This window comes from Pantoea sp. SORGH_AS_0659, assembly GCF_031453915.1.
Classification (GTDB): Bacteria; Pseudomonadota; Gammaproteobacteria; order Enterobacterales; family Enterobacteriaceae; genus Pantoea; species Pantoea leporis.
The window spans coordinates 231,432-249,195 of sequence record NZ_JAVJAK010000001.1; the positions used below are offsets into that span (position 1 = coordinate 231,432).

At 55.6% G+C, this 17,764-nt stretch carries 17 protein-coding genes and 1 riboswitch; of the genes, 10 read left to right on the top strand and 7 right to left on the bottom strand.

Going from position 1 to position 17,764, the window contains the following annotated elements; translation table 11 throughout:
• Positions 1–202: 202 nt before the first annotated feature.
• Positions 203–1,555: an MFS transporter gene (locus tag Q3H59_RS01150; protein ID WP_309832726.1), complete on the bottom strand. Its 1,353-nt coding sequence runs from the start codon at positions 1,553–1,555 to the stop codon at positions 203–205.
• A gap of 174 nt (positions 1,556–1,729) precedes the next feature.
• Complete coding sequence (locus Q3H59_RS01155; protein WP_309832727.1) at positions 1,730–2,632, bottom strand: GntR family transcriptional regulator; 903 nt, start codon at positions 2,630–2,632, stop codon at positions 1,730–1,732.
• Between the two features lie 135 nt (positions 2,633–2,767).
• On the opposite strand from Q3H59_RS01155, the gene Q3H59_RS01160 reads away from it, so the two are divergent.
• The 3 genes from Q3H59_RS01160 to Q3H59_RS01170 all read left to right on the top strand — a co-directional run bounded on the left by Q3H59_RS01160 (position 2,768) and on the right by Q3H59_RS01170 (position 5,389).
• Complete coding sequence (locus Q3H59_RS01160; protein WP_309832729.1) at positions 2,768–3,796, top strand: zinc-binding alcohol dehydrogenase family protein; 1,029 nt, start codon at positions 2,768–2,770, stop codon at positions 3,794–3,796.
• 145 nt (positions 3,797–3,941) lie between these two features.
• Positions 3,942–4,017, top strand: a riboswitch (Fluoride riboswitch).
• Between the two features lie 90 nt (positions 4,018–4,107).
• Complete coding sequence (crcB, locus tag Q3H59_RS01165; protein ID WP_101762757.1) at positions 4,108–4,485, top strand: fluoride efflux transporter CrcB; 378 nt, start codon at positions 4,108–4,110, stop codon at positions 4,483–4,485.
• Positions 4,486–4,591: 106 nt separating this feature from the next.
• On the top strand, positions 4,592–5,389 hold the full coding sequence (locus Q3H59_RS01170; RefSeq protein ID WP_217549840.1) for a sugar phosphate isomerase/epimerase: 798 nt from the start codon (positions 4,592–4,594) through the stop codon (positions 5,387–5,389).
• On the opposite strand, the gene Q3H59_RS01175 is transcribed toward Q3H59_RS01170, so the two are convergent.
• From Q3H59_RS01175 to Q3H59_RS01185, 3 genes are all read right to left on the bottom strand, one after another.
• A complete protein-coding gene (locus tag Q3H59_RS01175) occupies positions 5,386–5,991 on the bottom strand; it encodes a prolyl oligopeptidase family serine peptidase (protein ID WP_309832734.1) in 606 nt (201 codons plus the stop codon). The two genes, Q3H59_RS01170 and Q3H59_RS01175, sit on opposite strands and share 4 nt — an antisense overlap.
• 11 nt (positions 5,992–6,002) lie before the next feature.
• Positions 6,003–6,944, bottom strand: a complete 942-nt coding sequence (locus tag Q3H59_RS01180) for a glutathione S-transferase family protein (RefSeq protein ID WP_309832737.1) — start codon at positions 6,942–6,944, stop codon at positions 6,003–6,005.
• 99 nt (positions 6,945–7,043) lie between these two features.
• On the bottom strand, positions 7,044–7,943 hold the full coding sequence (locus tag Q3H59_RS01185) for a LysR family transcriptional regulator (RefSeq protein WP_309832739.1): 900 nt from the start codon (positions 7,941–7,943) through the stop codon (positions 7,044–7,046).
• Between the two features lie 208 nt (positions 7,944–8,151).
• Here Q3H59_RS01185 and Q3H59_RS01190 point away from each other — a divergent pair, with 208 nt between their 5' ends.
• From Q3H59_RS01190 to Q3H59_RS01215, 6 genes are all read left to right on the top strand, one after another.
• Positions 8,152–8,316: an MbeD family mobilization/exclusion protein gene (locus Q3H59_RS01190; RefSeq protein WP_110867689.1), complete on the top strand. Its 165-nt coding sequence runs from the start codon at positions 8,152–8,154 to the stop codon at positions 8,314–8,316.
• 177 nt (positions 8,317–8,493) lie between these two features.
• On the top strand, positions 8,494–10,458 hold the full coding sequence (locus Q3H59_RS01195; RefSeq protein WP_309832741.1) for a lipase family protein: 1,965 nt from the start codon (positions 8,494–8,496) through the stop codon (positions 10,456–10,458).
• Complete coding sequence (locus tag Q3H59_RS01200; protein WP_309832743.1) at positions 10,442–11,224, top strand: hypothetical protein; 783 nt, start codon at positions 10,442–10,444, stop codon at positions 11,222–11,224. Before Q3H59_RS01195 ends, Q3H59_RS01200 begins: the two co-directional genes overlap by 17 nt.
• A 50-nt stretch (positions 11,225–11,274) precedes the next feature.
• Complete coding sequence (locus Q3H59_RS01205) at positions 11,275–11,871, top strand: hypothetical protein (RefSeq protein WP_309832745.1); 597 nt, start codon at positions 11,275–11,277, stop codon at positions 11,869–11,871.
• Entirely contained in the window at positions 11,855–12,646 is a 792-nt protein-coding gene (locus Q3H59_RS01210; RefSeq protein ID WP_309832747.1) for a hypothetical protein, read from the top strand. The genes Q3H59_RS01205 and Q3H59_RS01210 overlap by 17 nt, the downstream gene beginning before the upstream one ends.
• Positions 12,647–12,921: 275 nt before the next feature.
• A complete protein-coding gene (locus Q3H59_RS01215) occupies positions 12,922–14,046 on the top strand; it encodes a GNAT family N-acetyltransferase (RefSeq protein WP_309832749.1) in 1,125 nt (374 codons plus the stop codon).
• On the opposite strand, the gene Q3H59_RS01220 is transcribed toward Q3H59_RS01215, so the two are convergent.
• The gene (locus Q3H59_RS01220; RefSeq protein WP_110867683.1) at positions 14,043–15,875 is read right to left on the bottom strand and encodes an ABC transporter ATP-binding protein; all 1,833 of its coding nucleotides are present in this window, start codon (positions 15,873–15,875) and stop codon (positions 14,043–14,045) included. The genes Q3H59_RS01215 and Q3H59_RS01220 overlap by 4 nt on opposite strands.
• 64 nt (positions 15,876–15,939) lie before the next feature.
• Here Q3H59_RS01220 and Q3H59_RS01225 point away from each other — a divergent pair, with 64 nt between their 5' ends.
• Positions 15,940–16,434, top strand: a complete 495-nt coding sequence (locus Q3H59_RS01225) for a GNAT family N-acetyltransferase (protein ID WP_137386714.1) — start codon at positions 15,940–15,942, stop codon at positions 16,432–16,434.
• Positions 16,435–16,516: 82 nt separating this feature from the next.
• Here Q3H59_RS01225 and Q3H59_RS01230 read toward each other — a convergent pair whose 3' ends face one another.
• A complete protein-coding gene (locus Q3H59_RS01230; RefSeq protein ID WP_192415485.1) occupies positions 16,517–17,431 on the bottom strand; it encodes a sugar ABC transporter substrate-binding protein in 915 nt (304 codons plus the stop codon).
• Positions 17,432–17,764 lie beyond the last annotated feature (333 nt).

The following is a 17,764-nucleotide window of genomic DNA, read 5'->3' on the forward strand; positions in this document are numbered from 1 at the left end:
GCCGGTCCGTCAGGAATCGTGAATGAGTGAAGGTACCGCGAAGCGGCGGGTTGGGCTGGCGCAAGGCCTGGGAGTGCAGAGGGCGTGGCCAGACGCCCTCTGCTCGGTCGCCGCACGAAGGTGCTGCAACTGCCTCAGTACGAGGCGAACGAAAGTCGCACTGCGCTTAACTGACATGTATTACGCCATTCCTGGCGACCATTCAAACCCCATCGGTAATCGGCTTACGCACCAGCAGCAAATAGGCCAGCGCACCCAACACCGTCACACCGGCGCAAATCATCAACGCCAGGCTAAACGACTTGGTGGTATCCAGCACCCAACCGGTGATCACCGGGGCAAACGAGGCGAACACGAAGCTGGCGAAGTTCTGGATGCTACCGACCGAAGCGGTCATGCGTGCCGTGACGTTGGCGTGAATCAAACCCCAGCACGATGTACCGGCAAAGTGGATGCAGAACAGCGCCATACCAATCATGGTGACCGCGCTGGTGGTGTCGGTGGCACGCGTTACGAAAGCGGTAAACGCGGCGGACAGCAGCATGCCGGTGACGATTGAGATCTTACGCACCTTCACCGCATCATGGCCGCGACGCACCAGCGCATCGACCACATAACCGTTCAGCAGCATGCCCGCCGCGCCGAACAGGAATGGAATCGCAGCCAGTAAACCGGTGCTTTTCAGATCGAGGTGATAAGTGGATTGCAGATAGCCCGGCAGCCACGCGATATACAGCCACGCGGTGTAATTGATGCCGCTGAAGCCAATCATCATGCCCCACATGGTGCGCTGCTTAAACAGGCCGCGCCACTCGGCAAAACTCAGCGGCTCTTTGCGCGATGCCACGCTGCCCGCCTGCAGATAGTGAATCTCTTCGCCGCTCAGCGTGTTGTTATCGCGATCGCGGTACATCAGATACCAGCCGATGGCGAGAAACATGCCGAGCACGCCGATAGTGATAAACATGCCGCGCCAGCCCATCACCATCATCATCGCGGCCAGAATCGGTGGCGCAATCGACAAGCCAATCATCGAAGCGGCGTTAAACATGCCCATCGGCATGCCGCGATCTTTGATGTTGAACCAGTCGTTGATCACCTTGACGCCGCACGGGTTCATCGGCGCTTCGCCAATACCTAAGCCGATACGCACCAAAATAAACTGGGTGAAGTTATGCACCAAACCGGCGGCCGCCTGGAACAGCGACCAGAAGAACATACCAATCGCCAGCATGATGCGCGGCCCTTTGCGATCGAGCAGCGCACCGCACGGCAGCTGCGCTAAGCCGTACGCCAGCGAGAAGGCCGACAGCAGCACGCCAATTTCTGTCGCGGATAAACCCAGTTCTCCCCGAATGGTCATATTGGCCACCGACAGCGAACTGCGGTCGAGATAGTTGATCATGGCGGCGAACAGCAGCAGCAGCATAGCGGTAATCTGGATCTTTCTAATGCGCGGCGAGCGCACCACGTCACTGCGTGCCGGGATAAAATCTTGCCCGTCTGCAGCCGGTTGTGGCGCGTTTTCGCGGCCACGAGCCGAAGTATTTTCCATTGCGACCTCCCGGATCTGGGTACTTATCGTTATGCGTTTGTGTGGGATCCTGCGGCAGCAAAACGGTGCTGCCCCAACGGATAGACTTCGAGACTAGAAGCAATCAGATCGGGATGTTGCGGAGATGTTTCAGATTCGTGCGGGAGCTAATGCTTTGTGGTTTTTAATCGGTTTTTAATTGTACTGGCGGATCGAACGGATCATCGATGTCTTGGCGGTGCCGAGATGATTGTGTAGCGCACATAACGCTTCGACATCCTGACGGCTAATCAGCGCTGTCAGAATCGCCATATGTTCCTCCAGCGCCACGATATTTCTTTGCTTAAGATCGGTTTCATCCCATTGATAATGCGAGTGAAAAATCACGGAAATAATCTCCAGCGACTGATTAAAAAACGGATTGTTGGCGGCGGAGAGAATCAGCGTGTGCATCTCTTTATCCAGCGCGGCGAAGTGGCGGTAATTGCTGGCGATGGTGTCACGCATCGAACGATGGCGATCCAGCAGGTCGCGCGCCTGCATCCAGCGCTCATCCTGCGAGGGCAGGTTGAGAAAACGGGTCAACGCGTGGGTTTCCAGCATTTCACGCAGCTCAAACAGGTTCTCGGCATACTTCTGATCGAACTTCTTCATGCGCCATTGTCCGCGCTTAACCGGCTCCAGCAGGTCATAACGCATAAAGCGCAGCAGGAATTCACGTACCACAACCGGACTGACCTTCACCTGCTGGGCTAACTGCAGCTCGCTAAAAGTATCGCCCGGCATCAGTTGACGCTGATTAATCAGGTTGAAAAAGGCCTGCTCAAACTGCAGCGCCTGCTGATCGATCGGCGGCGTCAGGGCGTTAAAACCATCTTCTTCGCTGGGATCGCGCACGATAACGTAGGTTTCATCCACCTTTTCCAGCACGCCGCGCTCATGCAGGTGCTGCAAAGTGTGGCGCACCGTGGTGCGGCTGATGTTGAACATCTCGGCCAGCGCCGCCTGCGGTGGTAACGGCGAACGGATATGCCGTTTAGCAATGCCTTCCAGCATCTGGTTAATCACGTTCTGACGTAGATTCTGGCTGCGGCTCATACGCGTCTCCGGTTTTTTATCTATTAAAAACCATACAAAGCCCAAAAAAAGCGGTTGGCTTCACACTTCCCCCAACGCAAAACGCTGCCATCGGCGATTTTCGCCATAACTGCGACAACAGCACAGGAGAAGCCAATGACAACGATGAAAACGCTGGTGGTCGCCGAGCCGCGCCAGATGGTGTGGCAGCAGCGCGCGAAGCCGACGCCCGCCGCCCATGAAGTACTGATCAAACCGATCGCCGCCGGCATTTGTGGCACCGATATCCACGCCTGGGCCGGAAATCAGCCGTTTTTCAGCTATCCACGCGTGTTGGGGCATGAGCTGTGTGGCGAAGTGGTAGAACTCGGCAGCCAGGCCAGCGGCTTCAGGCTGGGCCAGCGCGTGGCGCTGATTCCCTACGTTGCCTGCCAGCAGTGCGATGCCTGTTTAAGTGGCAAAACCAACTGCTGCGAAAAGATCTCGGTGATTGGGGTGCATCAGGATGGCGGTTTCTGTGAATTCCTCAGCGTGCCGACCAGCAATTTGCTGGCGGTGGATGAGGTTGACCCCGAAGCCGCCGCGCTGATTGAACCCTTCGCCATCAGCGCGCATGCGGTGCGCCGTGCGGCCGTTACGGCGGATGAGCAGGTTTTGGTGGTGGGTGCAGGTCCGATTGGCCTTGGCGTGGCCGCGATTGCGGCGGCGGCGGGGGCGAATGTGGTGGTGGCCGACACCAGCGAGCAACGCCGTGCACACGTAGCGCAGAAGCTGGGTTTGGCGACGGTAAATCCATTAGACGCCGATTTTGAGGCGCAGTTGCGGGCGGAGTTTGGTGGGCGTTTGCCGGCCAAAGTGATCGATGCCACCGGCAGCCCAGCGGCGATGAACGGCGCGGTGAAACTGATTCGTCACGGCGGCACCATCGTGTTTGTCGGCCTGCACAAAGGCGATCTGGTGATCCCGGATATCGAGTTCCACAAAAAGGAAACCACGCTGCTGGGCAGCCGCAACGCCACGCTGGAAGATTTCGCGAAAGTAGGCGAACTGATGGCGAACGGGCAGCTTCGTGCCGACATGATGCTCAATCGCCATTATGATTTTTCTAAACTGGCAGAGCGCTTTGAAGCGGATGTGATTAACAACCGGGAACTGATTAAGGGCGTGATTCACTTCGAACGTTGATATTGGCACCAACCGTAGCGGCGCAATTTATTACGCAAAGAGGGGTTGGCACGGTGCCTTCACTGATGCGCGCGATAGATCGCGCCGCGACAACACTGTGCCTCCTTCACCATATTGTCTGCATTGCCAAGCCAGCGTATTATCTCCCGCCTAAGGTGATGGCGTGCCACCTTCCTCAACCGCCGTTCTGGTCACAGACGGCTGATGACGCCTGACAACACTCGTATCCCTGCGCGGGAGAAGGCGGTGTGTCAGGTGTTATTCTGTCCTGCCGCGGCCCTGCGCGTCATTCATATCAGGAGCTCCAAACTATGTTGAAGTCGTTACTGGCGGTGGTGCTGGGCGGTGCGGTGGGCTGTACGCTGCGTTGGTTGATCTCATTACGTTTTAACGCACTGTTTCCCAATTTGCCGCCCGGCACCTTGATGGTGAATCTGGTGGGCGGTTTTATCATCGGCGCGGCGCTGGCCTTTTTTGTGCGTAATCCGCATATCGATCCCTTTTGGAAACTGTTAATTGTCACTGGCTTGTGTGGCGGCTTAACCACCTTTTCCACTTTTTCTGCAGAAATTGTTGGGTTGCTACAATCAGGTAAATACCTTTGGGCGATGTCGAGCGTGATGGTGCATGTTATTGGTTCGCTGCTGATGACTTTCGCCGGTTTTGCCGCGGTCAATCTGCTGGGATAACCATCGCGCTTGAAATAACTCCTCAGAGGTAGATACTGATCGCCATTCTGTGCGCGTGACGCACAGAATTTGTCACCGATTATCCGGACGATTAAGGAGCTGTGTCATGCGTTGTAACCCTAAATTCCTTAACCTGGTGTTGTTAAACGGTGAACCTGAGGAGAAGCTGCGTGCCGCACGCGCCGCCGGTTTTGATCAGGTTGAGATCTGGCGCGACGATGTGCAAGCCAGTACGCCACAGTTAGCGAAGCAGTTGCAGCTTGGCTTCACCAATGTGCAGGTGCTGCGCGATTTCACCGGTGCGCCGGATCGCGACCGCCAGCAAAAACGCGAAGAGCTGCGTCAGTTCATTCAGATTGCCCAAACCATCGGCTGCGACACCATCCAGGCACCGGCCAGCACGCGTGACGATTGTGTGGCGGCGCGTATTGATGAAGATTTACGTTGGATGGCATCGGAAGCCGCGCGCTACAACATGCGCATCATGTATGAGCCGATGGCGTGGTGCAGCGTAGATAACACACTGCCGCTGGCGTGGGAACGGCTGCAACGGCTGGACCAGCCGAATATCGGTTTGGTGGTTGATCTGTTCCACATCTGCGCGTTAGGCGGCGATGCGTCGCAGCTGGATGGCATTCCCGCCGACCGTATCTACGAAGTGCAGCTGTGCGATATGGCCGACATGCCACCGCAGGATAAGCAGCCGCTCAGCGAGTACGCGCGTCACCAGCGCCTGTTGCCGGGCGATGGCATCATCGAAGTGGAACGCTTTGTCGATAAGCTGAAAAGTGCCGGTTACAGCGGGCCGGTCGGCATTGAAGTGTTCAACGATAAGTTGAAGGCGCAGCCAGCAGACGTGGCTGCGCAAAAAGCGTGGCAGGCGTTAAATCGTTACTGGCCTTAATCCTGCAAACATTGCGCAATAAAACCGGCGGCATCCATCGCACCCTGCGATGAAATGGTGTGGCCGGTTGCCGCTTCATAACGCGCTTCCACCGTCACGCCAGCCTGCTGTAAACGTTGCTCCGCCGATACGCTTTCGCTAAACGGAATCACCTCATCGGATTTGCCGTGAATCAGCAGCGCAGGCGTATACGGCTGCGGCGTTAATGCGCCATCAAATGCCAGACGGCCGGAAAAGGCCACCACGCCAGCCAGCGGATAGCGGCCCGACGCCAGCGCATCTAACGCCATGATCGAACCCTGCGAAAAGCCCACCAGAATCACTTTGTCCCACGCATCCGCCATGCCGTGCTGCGCCATCAGCTGCTGCAGCGTGTCATCAAAGGCCGCGCGTGCATCACGCACGCGCGCCGGGCGGTTTTCGGGCGTGATGCCGGTCAGGCTAAACCACTGATATCCCATCGCATGTTCGAAAGGATAGGGCGCATTCGGCGAGGCAAACGCCACATCTGGCAGCAGGCGCGCCCAATGTTCGCCGAGCACCGCGAGATCATCGCCGTTGCTGCCGACGCCATGTAAAAAAATCACTAACGCTTTTGCCATCGCACTGCTCCTTATAAACCGTAGGCCGCCATATCCGGGCCAACCGGCACAATGCCGTTGGGATTCAGCGCTTTAATTGAATAATAGCCCTGCTTGATATGATCGATATTCACCGTCTCACGCACGCCAGAGACCGACAGCATACTCTTGAGATAACGATCGAGTAGCGGATAGTCGCGCAGGCGGCGCAGGTTGCATTTAAACAGGCCGTGATAGGCGGCGTCAAAGCGCACCAGCGTGACGAACAGGCGAATATCCGCTTCGGTTAAGCGCTCGCCGAGCAGGAAAGTACGGCCATCCTGCAAACGCAGCTCCAGCTCATCCAGTTGGCTGAACACATCGTTAAATGCCTGCTGATAACTCACCTGCGTGGTAGCAAAACCAGTGCGATAGACGCCGTTATTCAGGCGCGGATAGATCGATTCGTTCAGCGCGTCGATCTCCGCGCGCAGATCCTCGGGATAAAGATCGATGCGATCGTCCGCCAGCGCGCCAAAGCCGCTGTTCAGCATGCGCAGGATATCGGCTGACTCATTATTGACGATGGTTTGCGTCTTTTTGTCCCACAGCACCGGCACGGTGGCGCGGCCGGTGAAATCGGCATCGGCACGGGTGTAGAGTTCGTGAAGGTATTCGGCTTTATTCAGCCAGTCGCGATCTGCGCCAGGATAATCACCGAAGCGCCAGCCTTGCGCGCCAAGCTGCGGCTCAACCACCGACACGCTGATGACCTTATCCAGCCCTTTCAGACTGCGCGCCAGCAGCGTGCGCGAGGCCCACGGACAAATCAGCGCTACATAGAGGTGATAACGATCCGGCTCGGCAGCGAATGCGCTGGAACCATCTGCGCTAATCCAGTGACGAAAACGGGAGGTCTGGCGCACAAATCCGCCTTGTTGATCGGTGGCTTGCACCGGATGCCACTCTGCACTCCACTTACCGTTTACCAGCATCGTCTTCTCTCCTCAGTGTTGATGAAGTGAGCATACAGCGCTGCTGGTTAGGCGATAATCCGGGCAAAATGGCTTTCATTGCTTCCAAAATGGAAGGAATTAGCCGGGCGGATGGTGCTGGAAATGGGCGGCGAGGAAATCGATCAACAGCCGGGTTTTCTGCGCCAGATGACGCGCCGGCGGATAGAGCGCGAACAGGCCCATGGGCGGCGTGGCGAATTCCTCTAATAGCGAGACGATTTCACCGCGCTGCAGTGCGGGTGCGGCAATAAAACCTGGTAGCCGCGCAATGCCCAATCCGGCGATCGCCGCCTGCAAACAGGCTTCGGTATTGGAGAAACAGAGACGACCGCGAATCGGCATGCTGACGCTGTCGCCGCACGGCGTCACGAACGGCCAATGCCAGGGATCGCGGAAGTTGGTATCGCTGATGCACTGATGAGCCGCCAAATCGCGCCAGTGCTGCGGCGTGCCGTGTTGCAGCAGATAACCGGAAGACGCGGCCACGCGGATCGGCACATCGCCAAGGCGGCGCGCGATTAGGCTGCTGTCATCAAGCTTGCCGATGCGAATCGCCATATCAAAGCCTTCATGGACAATGTTAACTGCACGATCGGAGAAGTTCACGTCGAGTTCGATCTGCGGATAATGACGCGCGAACTCCACCAGCACGCTGGCCAACACCGCAGTACCAAAGGTGCCGGGCGCGCTGATCTTCAGGCGGCCGCTCGGCGTAGTGGCGCTGTCGCGCACCGTAGCATCCAGCGTATCAAAGGCTTCGAGTAGCGTTTTTACCCGTTCGTAATAGGCGCGACCGATTTCGGTGGGCGAGAGCGCGCGCGTGCTGCGTTTAAACAGCTGCACCCCGAGCTCCTGCTCCAGCCGGGAGACCAGCTTCGACGCCTGGCCGCTGCTGGTGCCGAGGCGTTCAGCCGCACCGGCGAAGCTGCCCACTTCCAGCACGGCGACAAACATGCGGTCACAATCGAGGCGATCCATGAACATTCCAGCTGACGAGAAAATCGTAGGGTGCGGCCTGCGGGCCGCCCGTGTCAAATTCTGCACTGTGCATTTGGGGTGCAGTTCATGACTGGCAACCCTACAAAATCGCGCCGGTCCGCTGTGGATAACCGCCGCACCGGGCTAGACGGTCGGGGAAGGGAAATCGAAGCAGAACGCAGTCAGACTGGTGCAGGAGTAACGAACGATGACAAAGCTGGAAAAACAGTTGCTGAGCGCATTAAAGCAGCTACAGCAGGACTATTCGCTGCGGATGAGGGAGTGGGACGCCGCCTTAGGGGAATTGCAAACGATGTTTGGCACTACGCAACGGATGTTATGTTCAATTCACCCGCGAGGCTGTCTGATCTAAAGACCATTTTTCAATAAAGTAATTCAGGTGTGAAACTAATGGGGTATGATTAACCCCCATTAACCCTATAAATCAAATGGAATTGGAATGGAGATAGTTGGCGATAACACCTGTGTAACCAGCGTGGTACCCAAATCTAAAACCGTACTGTGCCGGGGTAAACCCCGGAAATACTGGATGGAGTTGCAGTTTGTTGATGAAAACAACGTGCCGGTTTCCGGACTGAACGTCAGTCTTGAATATCATCCTCTGGCTACGGCTGCGGAGGTGGCTGCGTCAAAACGGTTTGGCAAAGACGGCTACGATCCGACGCCTCCGCCAAATCCGCCGGTCGGCGTCACCGACAGCCAGGGCCTGGTGCGGTTTGATAACCTGTACTGGATCGGCGTTAACGTAAAAGCTGACGGGCAGCAGCTGGCTGACGAGATGGAGCAGCGCCCCTTGGGCGTCAGGCGCAACCCGAACAGCCAGCCGGAAAGTAAAAACCGTTCCAGGCCGGCCACCCGGGATCTTACATGGCAGTCAGACGTGCAGAAAAAGGCGGATGCGGCCGGCCAGCGGCACCACTACGTGACAATCGGACAGCTCTGCGACCGGCTTCCAGTGATTGATAACTGGAAAGAGAATGAGCCACCCCGGTTTCATTTCCCCAGCGGCGATGTGATGAAAGGGACGCCGATTGCGCGGGAAGGGCTGGATCAGCGACATGTCATCGAAGTCTGTCCATTCCGGGCGTGGTCGCTGGTGCTGCACGACACGAAAGATTACTCGCTGGCAAACGGCTATAACCTTGGGGTGATGGCCGATATGGCCTACGCAAAGGGCGGTGATACGGTCATAAAACAGTTCTTTTTTGAACAGTGTCTGGATCTGTCCCGCACGCCCGAATACATCGACTTTCCGTCGTTTTCTCAGGCTCTGGTCGTTGACGTGCCGTTCAGTCAGCGTTATACCGCTGCCGAGTTTCTTGATTCAGCAGGCAAAAGTGGTGGTGACAACGATCGTCCGTTGCTCGACAGTACGCAGCTTTTTTACATCGAAAATGCAGAGCAGGTGGTGGTGTCGTGGCGGGGAACGCAGGAGCTCCCCGACTGGCTGACGGATGCCTCTTTTTCGCCACAGCCCTGTCCCGCTGAACTGGCAAAAGCCGGGCGTATTCACGGCGGTTTTTTAGATGCCTACCATCTGGCTAAACGGCGTTTTGATGCACAGTTTTCAGCGATAAGAGCGTCACTTGCTAAAGATGGGAAGAAAAAATTGTTTATCTGCGGGCACAGTCTTGGGGGCGCTCTGGGGCTGACTTATGCTGCAGAGATGAAGGCTATTGAGCCGATCCTTTACACCTACGGTATGCCGCGCACCTTCACTGCGGACGCGGTGGGACGCCTGTATCAGGTGACCCATTACCGGCACGTTAACGACAGCGACACCATCACCAGCGTGCCGTTTGATGCCAATCTGGACAACTGGCTGTACGGCAAGTTTGGGCCTCTCGGCGCCACGTTAGGTTTTTTCTGGGCTCTGACCACCGAACTGCCGGCGCAGATGGGAGGGCTGTATATCGGGGAACACTACTGGCACCACGGCAAGCCGGTGGTGTTCTTCCGCACTACCCAGACCGGTTCATTCGAAGAATGCAGGGTGATGATGAATCCGAATACGTGCAGACGGCTGAAATACAGCCAGCAGTACAAGGTGAAGCTGTTCCTCGTTCCGTCAATGGCAGAGACAGAAAGCGAGGAGGCGAAAGAGGCGCAGGAGGCGTTTATCAGCGAGTTTCCGATGGCCGATATTCAGAAGATTTTCCCACGCAATACCAACCCCGCTTTTGACCACGCGAGCAACCCCGCCCGGCACTCGATGGTGAAAGAGTACCTGCCGTTTCTGAATAACCAACTGCTCGAGATAGCTGATCCGGAGCGGAAGCTGGGCCGTAAAACGTACAGGGCCGACTTCAGGCAGCAGATGGACACATTCGGTGACAGCTCTCCCCCGGAGGAGCTGAAGCGAAACCGGATGTTCCTGGCTCTGCAGGATATGGTGGGGAATTCGCTGATTATTACCCGAAAGTATCCTGGCGGAGAAAATGCTCTCATTCGTTTCAAATCGGTTGCGGAGGAAGAAGTTGAACTGTCTAACTAAAACGCTCGCGGCGCTTTTTCCGGCAATTGCACTGTTGCCGCTGAGCGGCTGCGCCAGTCGTCTGGACTATACGCTGAACCCTCCTGTGAGTAACGATTGGGTGACTGTGACCGTAAAATTACCGCAGGAAACGGAGGCGCTGCCGCTGGATGTTTTGTACCGCTCAGAGACGTGTCGGAAAGAGGTCTATGACAATACCTCCGAGTCGCATATGGCTACCGTCAGGGGGGTTAACCCACAACTTGTCTCTCTCAGTCAGACGGACAGCAGTGGCTACCGGGAAGCGAAGATAGCCCTGAATGGCGGAGGCAAATGTGGCTGGAAGCTGAGCGGCATACGATTAGGGATACAGCTATCAAAAACATCTGCTTTAGCAAATGGAAAGAACATCATATCGACAAGTTATGTCTTTGATTTCGATGATGAAGGATACCGTAATGCATTTGGGTACGGTAACCCCAAAAACGTGGTGGGAAACTTACGGTTTGAGACTGATTTTTTCCCTTTGATTCAGTCTCATAGGGATGGTGAGATGGTAATTACACTGTTCGGGGGAGATATTCGTGATGAAAAATGGAAAAGGTATTATCGCGTTTCCAGCATTAGTAAAATAGTGATCGAGCCGAGTATTCATATGTCGAAGGTCGTGAGAGTCGTTCCTCCAAACTCGCTTCCCGGCGATCTTATTGCAACTTATCCTGATGGTAGTACAGGGATACTTCCGTACATCTATCCAGATTATGAAAAATTGTTGTCGATGAAATGAATAGCTAGTTAGGCTTTTTCTGGACTCTGCCCACCGAACTGCCGGCGCAGATGGGAGGGCTGTATATCGGGGAACACTACTGGCACCACGGTAAGCCGGTGGTGTTCTTCCGCACTACCCAGACCGGTTCATTCGAAGAATACAGGGTGATGATGAATTCAAATACGTGCAGACGGCTGAAATACAGCCAGCAGTACAAGGTGAAGCTGTTCCTCGTTCCGTCAATGGCAGAGACAGAAAGCGAGGAGGCGAAAGAGGCGCAGGAGGCGTTTATCAGCGAGTTTCCGATGGCCGATATTCAGAAGATTTTCCCACGCAATACCAACCCAGCTTTTGACCACGCGAGCAACCCCGTCCGGCACTCGATGGTGAAAGAGTACCTGCCGTTTCTGAATAACCAGCTGCTCGAGATAGCTGACCCGGTGCGGAAGCTGAGCCGTAAAACGTACAGGGCCGACTTCAGGCAGCAGATGGACTCATTCGGTGACAGCTCTCCCCCGGAGGAGCCGAAGCGAAATCGGATGTTCCTGGCCCTGCAGGATATGGTAGGGAATTCGCTGATTATTACCCGAAAGTATCCTGGCGGAGAAAATGCTCTCATTCGTTTCAAATCGGTTGCGGAGGAAGAAGTTGAACTGTCTAACTAAAACGCTCGTGGCGCTTTTTCCGGCAATTGCACTGTTGCCGCTGAGCGGCTGCGCCAGTCGCCCGGATTTTACCATTAATCCGCCCGCCAGCACGGAGTGGGTCACTGTGGCTGTGAAATTGCCTCCTGAGACGGAAGTGATCCCAATGGACGTCTTGTACCGATCAGAGACGTGTCGGAAAGAGGTCTATGACAACACCACTGAGTCGCATGTGACTGCGGTCAGGGGGCTGAATCCTAAACTGGTGACGTTGCAACCTCAGGGGAATGGTGATATCCGGCAGGCGCGGGTCGCCGTTGACGGGGGCGGTCGATGTGAATGGAAGCTCAGTGCTATAAGGGTTGATATACAGCTGAAAGGAGATGATCCGTTAGCCTCGGGGAAACATATTCTTCCAACAAGCTATGTTTTTGGTTTTGATGATCAGGCTTATGGAAGCGGTGAAGGTTCCGGCAGAAAGCGGGAAGTTCATGGCGATTTAACGTTAAAAAACGAGCTATTTCCCATGACCGTCTTTAATCGCGTATTTAATGAGAACACTATAGCGCTGTTTGGCGGAGATACTAACTATGAAAAATGGAGCCGCCACTACAGGCTTTTTGATTCAAAACATATACTTATCGAGCCAGTATTATATTCAAAAAAAATAGTTAGTCTTGAAACCCCTAAGAGCCGGAAGGATAGCCCAGGGATGACCGTATTGTATCCAGATGGGTCAACTGAAAAGGTCGATGACATTTATCCGAACTACGACAAACTGCTTCGGATGAAATAGTTACTTGTTTATCGTTCTGAAAAGGATCTTCTAGAGATCCTTTTTTTCTGCGCGTAATCTCTTGCTCTGTAAACGAAAAAACCACCCGGCAAGGTGGTTTTTCCGAAGGATCAGAGACCGGCAAGTTTCTGAACTGTGGTAACTGGGTGTACGAAACCGCAATTACCAAAACTGGAGTGAACCCGTTCCCCTACACATTCAGTGCGCTGCACCTTTTCCCACGCGGGAAAACCTGTTGAACTAGGCGCCTGCTTTCATCTGGCCGGGAGCCGTGAATGTCTTTGCTACATCTGTCGTCGCTGGCGGAGATCTCCGCCGTCGAATGGGATGCGCTGTTACCTGACGATCAACCGTTTTTACGCCACGCATTTCTCTTGTCACTTGAAGAGAGCGGCAGCGTGCGGCCCGAAAACGGCTGGCAGACGGATCACCTGCTGTGGCGCGAAAACGGCACGCTGCGTGCGGCGCTGCCGGGCTATCGCAAACGCCATTCGCGCGGTGAATATGTGTTTGACCATGCGTGGGCGGATGCCTGTCAGCGCGCCGGTATTCCTTACTATCCGAAATGGCTGGGCGCGATTCCGTTCAGTCCGGTGACTGGCGCACGCCTGCTGGGCGATGAAGAAGCGGTGCTGAAACTGCTCAGCGTGCTGCCGGATAACCTCTATCAACACGGTCTGAGCGGCGCGCACATCAACTTCACCACGCCGTTCGCCAACCACATCATGCAGCAGCAGCCAGACTGGCTGGAGCGCCTCGGCTTGCAGTATCACTGGCATAACAAAGGCTACCGCGATTTTCAGGATTTCCTCGACACGCTGATGTCGCGCAAGCGCAAACAGCTGCGCAAAGAGCGTGAGCAGGTGATGAGCAGCGGCTTTGAATTCAGCTGGTATCGCGGCGATGAGCTGCGCGAAGATCAGTGGGATTTTGTTTACACCTGTTATGCCAACACTTACGCGGTGCGCGGCCAGCGGCCCTATCTGACCCGCCACTTCTTTAGCCTGCTGGCGGAGCGCATGCCGCATTCGATTCGCGTGGTGATTTCCTCGCTACAAGGGCAACCGGCAGCGATGGCGTTCTGCTTAATGGACGGCAGCACGCTGTACGGCCGCTATTGGGGCTGTCTGGCGGAGTTTGATCGGCTGCATTTTGAAACCTGCTTCTATCAGGGCATGGATTTCGCCATCGCGGAAGGTGTGCAGCGTTTTGATGCGGGCGCGCAGGGCGAGCATAAGCTGGTGCGCGGCTTTGAGCCGCACATTACCCACTCGTGGCACTATCTGTGTCATCCCGGCTTGCGCGATGCGGTGGCGGATTTTCTGCTGCAGGAACGGGAAGGCGTGCGCGGCTGGGCGATTGAAGCGCGCGACGCCTTACCGTATCGGCGTGGAGATTAATCCGCGCCGACAAAACCGCCGGTCTGATGCTGCCACAGGCGCGCGTAAAGTCCGCCGTGCGCCAGCAGTTCGCGGTGGTTGCCCATCTCGACAATCTCACCCTGCTCCAGCACCACCAGACGATCCATTTTGGCAATAGTGGAAAGACGGTGGGCGATAGCAATCACCGTTTTACCCTGCATCAGCGTTTCCAGGCTCTCCTGAATCGCCGCTTCCACCTCGGAATCCAGCGCCGAGGTGGCTTCGTCCATGATCAGAATCGGCGCATCTTTCAGCAGCACGCGCGCGATGGCGATACGCTGACGTTGACCGCCCGACAGCTTGACGCCGCGCTCGCCCACGTGCGCATCCAGCCCGGTGCGGCCTTGCGGATCAGAAAGCAGCGGAATGAACTCGTCGGCGCGCGCGCGGATAATCGCCGCCTGCAACTCCTCTTCCGTCGCATCCGGACGACCATACAGCAGGTTTTCGCGAATTGAGCGATGCAGCAGCGACGTGTCCTGCGTGATCATGCCGATTTGTCCGCGCAGGCTTTCCTGCGTCACTTCAGCGATGTTCTGATCGTCAATCACAATACGGCCGCTGTTGATGTCATACAGCCGCAGCAGCAGATTCACCAGGGTGGATTTACCGGCCCCGGACGGGCCAATCAAACCGATCTTCTCGCCCGGCTTGATGTTGAGGTTGAGGCGATTGATCACCTGACGACTGCCGCCATAATCAAAGCGCACATCCTCAAAACGAATCTGGCCGCGCGTCACCTGCATGTTTTTCGCATTCGGTTCATCCTGCACGCTCAGCGGCTGCGCGATAGTATTTAGGCCGTCCTGCACCATGCCGATGTTTTCGAAGATGCCGTTCACCACCCACATGATCCAGCCGGACATGTTCACCAGACGGATCACCAAACCGGTCGCCAGCGCAATCGCGCCAACGCTGATCAGCGACTGGCTCCACAACCACAGCGCCAGGCCGGAGGTGCTGACAATCAGCAAGCCATTCAGCGTCGAGAGCGTGATATCCATGGTGGTGACCATGCGGCTGGCGTGCTGGGTTTTGTCGGTTTGCTCCTGAATGGCTTCGCGCGCGTAACGCTTCTCCAGATCGTTATGCGAGAACAGTTTGATGGTGGCGATGTTGGTGTAGCCGTCGACAATGGTGCCCATCAATTTCGAGCGCGCTTCCGATGACACCACCGAACGCTGTTTAACGCGCGGCACAAAGAAGCTCAGCGACACGCTGTAAGCCACAATCCAGATCACCAGCGGAATCATCAAGCGCCAGTCGGCTTCGGCGAACAGCACCAGCGAGGTCACCGCGTAAATCACCACATGCCAGATGGCGTCCACCAGCTGTACCGCCGAATCACGCAGCGAGTTACCGGTTTGCATGATGCGCTGGGCAATGCGCCCGGCAAAATCGTTCTGGAAGAAATTCAGGCTTTGACGCAGCACGTAGTTGTGATGCTGCCAGCGGATCATGCTGGTCATGCTCGGGTTAATACTTTGATGCACCAGCATATCGTGCGCAGCAATCACCACCGGCCGCAGAATCAGCGCGACAAAACCCATCCACAGTAATATTTGCCAGTTATCGCTGAACAGCGAGGCGGGCGTCGAGTGATTAACCAGGTCAATGATGCGGCTGAGATAGCTGAACAGCGCCACTTCGATCAGTGCTTGTGCCAGCCCGACAATCAGCAGCGCGACAAAGCTCGGCCACACCTGACGCAGATAGTAGAAGTAGAACGGCCAGACGCTGGCGGGTGGGGAATCGGTTGGCGCATCCTGGAAAATATTGATAAAACGTTCAAAACGGCGATACAACATAGAATCACTCTTCCCGAAATGGTGAGAGTTAACAGCTTAGTGCAAGTGAAAAGGGATTACCGATATGGATTTACACATTCGCGGTCGTGAGCCGGGCGATGCCGCCGCCTACCAACGCCTATACAGCCATCCTGACGTTTATCGCTGGACCACGCAGTTGCCGTGTCCGAGCATAGCGACCTGGCAGAAAAAATTCGAAAAGATGGATGAGCTGGGATACATCGGCTTTGTTGCGGAGATTGAGGGTGCGATGGTCGGTGAGCTCACGCTGTTTGTCGAACAGCGTCCGCGTACGCGTCACAGCATTAGTTTTGGTATCAGCGTCGATCCGGCGTTTGGCGGGCGCGGCATTGGTGAAAAGCTGATTCGCCACGCCATCGATTACGCCTACAACTGGCTCGGCATCATGCGCATTGAGCTGGAAGTGTTTCACGATAACGAACGCGCGCTGCGCCTGTATCAAAAGCTGGGCTTCGAGCGCGAGGGCGTGAAGCGCAAAGCCTGCCTGCGCGACGGCGAATATCACGATATCGTGCAGATGGCTAAACTAAAAAACTGATGGGTTTTGCGCAATAAATTGCGCCGCTACGGAATTGTGCACGCATTCGTAGCGGTGCGATTCATCGCTCGCGTTTGACCTTTTACTGACTCTTCTCAACGTACTTCTGCATATTCTCTTTGGTCACCAGCTCGAACGGGATCCACACGTGTGAATCCACTTTCTCGCCTTTGATCAGCTTCTGCGCCACATCCACCGACGTTTTGCCCTGGCCGACCGCATCCTGGAAAACCGTGACCTGAATTTTGTCCTGCGACAGCGCTTTCAGGCCGTCTGGCGTAGCATCGATACCGCCAATCAGCACCTTTTTATTGCTTTTAGCCAGCGCCATGGCCGCGCCTATCGCCATCTCATCGTTATTAGCCGCAACGATATCAATTGCTTCATCGTTGCCCAGCCAGCTATTCATCAAATCCATGCCTTCATTGCGCGCGTAGTTGGCGGGCTGTTTCTGTACCACTTTCATGCCGGGATATTTCGCCACCACTTGCTCAACGTCTTTGGTGCGTTGCAGCGCACCGGCGTCGGTCAGGTTACCGATCATGATCGCCACATTGCCTTTGTAGTTAGCCATTTTCGCCAGCGCTTCCATCTGCAAGGTGCCGGATTCACGCTCGTCGGAGCCGACAAACACCACGCCGGCCGGCAGCGATTTATCGCCCGGCGTGCGGTTGACGTACACCAGCGGAATTTTTGCCTGCTGCGCCAGCCTGGTGAGCTGCGGCGTGCTGGCGGAATCGACCGGATCGACGATGATCGCATCCACGCCCGCACCGATAAAACTCTGCACCTGATCGGTCTGACGTCCGACATCGCCGCGTGCATCTTCAAACTGGATATCGAGTCCACGCGCTTTGGCTTCTTTATCAATCGACTGACGAATAATGGTGAGGAAGTTTTGATCGAAGTAGGCCATCGACACGCCAATTTTTTCCGCCAGCGCCGATAGTGACGTCGATAGCAGGCCGAGCAACATCATCGCCTTGAGGATTTTCATCGCAGACTCCAGAGTAAGCTTGTTATTAGAATGAATGTTTCATCGATATTAAAAATGGCTCAATGAAATCATTTTCAGCCTACGAGCCCGCCACCCGGCTGACAATCAGCAAGGTTGGATTTTGCAGCTAAGCGCACACTTTGCTCTCGGGTGCGTCTTACTTTGCGCGCTCATAGTTGCACTGCGAAGGATTTTCTTAGAGTTGGCGCACATTGCGGTGCAACAGCCTGCTGATTTTTGAGGTTCTGTGCAGCACCGCACCTCACCTTGTGCCAGCGGCTAAATCTGGCGCTATTTTGCGCCGTCGATTCCGCCATTCGCACAATGACCGTG

Bases quoted from the DNA above. Each gene is read 5' to 3' on its own strand.
- Q3H59_RS01170 (WP_217549840.1), top strand. From the start codon at position 4,592: ATGCGTTGTAACCCTAAATTCCTTAACCTGGTGTTGTTAAACGGTGAA.
- Q3H59_RS01230 (WP_192415485.1), bottom strand. From the start codon at position 17,431: ATGAAAATCCTCAAGGCGATGATGTTGCTCGGCCTGCTATCGACGTCA.
- Q3H59_RS01185 (WP_309832739.1), bottom strand. From the start codon at position 7,943: ATGGATCGCCTCGATTGTGACCGCATGTTTGTCGCCGTGCTGGAAGTG.
- Q3H59_RS01150 (WP_309832726.1), bottom strand. From the start codon at position 1,555: ATGGAAAATACTTCGGCTCGTGGCCGCGAAAACGCGCCACAACCGGCT.
- Q3H59_RS01205 (WP_309832745.1), top strand. From the start codon at position 11,275: ATGGGAGGGCTGTATATCGGGGAACACTACTGGCACCACGGTAAGCCG.
- crcB (WP_101762757.1), top strand. From the start codon at position 4,108: ATGTTGAAGTCGTTACTGGCGGTGGTGCTGGGCGGTGCGGTGGGCTGT.
- Q3H59_RS01220 (WP_110867683.1), bottom strand. From the start codon at position 15,875: ATGTTGTATCGCCGTTTTGAACGTTTTATCAATATTTTCCAGGATGCG.
- Q3H59_RS01225 (WP_137386714.1), top strand. From the start codon at position 15,940: ATGGATTTACACATTCGCGGTCGTGAGCCGGGCGATGCCGCCGCCTAC.
- Q3H59_RS01155 (WP_309832727.1), bottom strand. From the start codon at position 2,632: ATGAGCCGCAGCCAGAATCTACGTCAGAACGTGATTAACCAGATGCTG.
- Q3H59_RS01190 (WP_110867689.1), top strand. From the start codon at position 8,152: ATGACAAAGCTGGAAAAACAGTTGCTGAGCGCATTAAAGCAGCTACAG.
- Q3H59_RS01195 (WP_309832741.1), top strand. From the start codon at position 8,494: ATGGAGTTGCAGTTTGTTGATGAAAACAACGTGCCGGTTTCCGGACTG.
- Q3H59_RS01175 (WP_309832734.1), bottom strand. From the start codon at position 5,991: ATGGCAAAAGCGTTAGTGATTTTTTTACATGGCGTCGGCAGCAACGGC.
- Q3H59_RS01180 (WP_309832737.1), bottom strand. From the start codon at position 6,944: ATGCTGGTAAACGGTAAGTGGAGTGCAGAGTGGCATCCGGTGCAAGCC.
- Q3H59_RS01160 (WP_309832729.1), top strand. From the start codon at position 2,768: ATGACAACGATGAAAACGCTGGTGGTCGCCGAGCCGCGCCAGATGGTG.
- Q3H59_RS01215 (WP_309832749.1), top strand. From the start codon at position 12,922: ATGTCTTTGCTACATCTGTCGTCGCTGGCGGAGATCTCCGCCGTCGAA.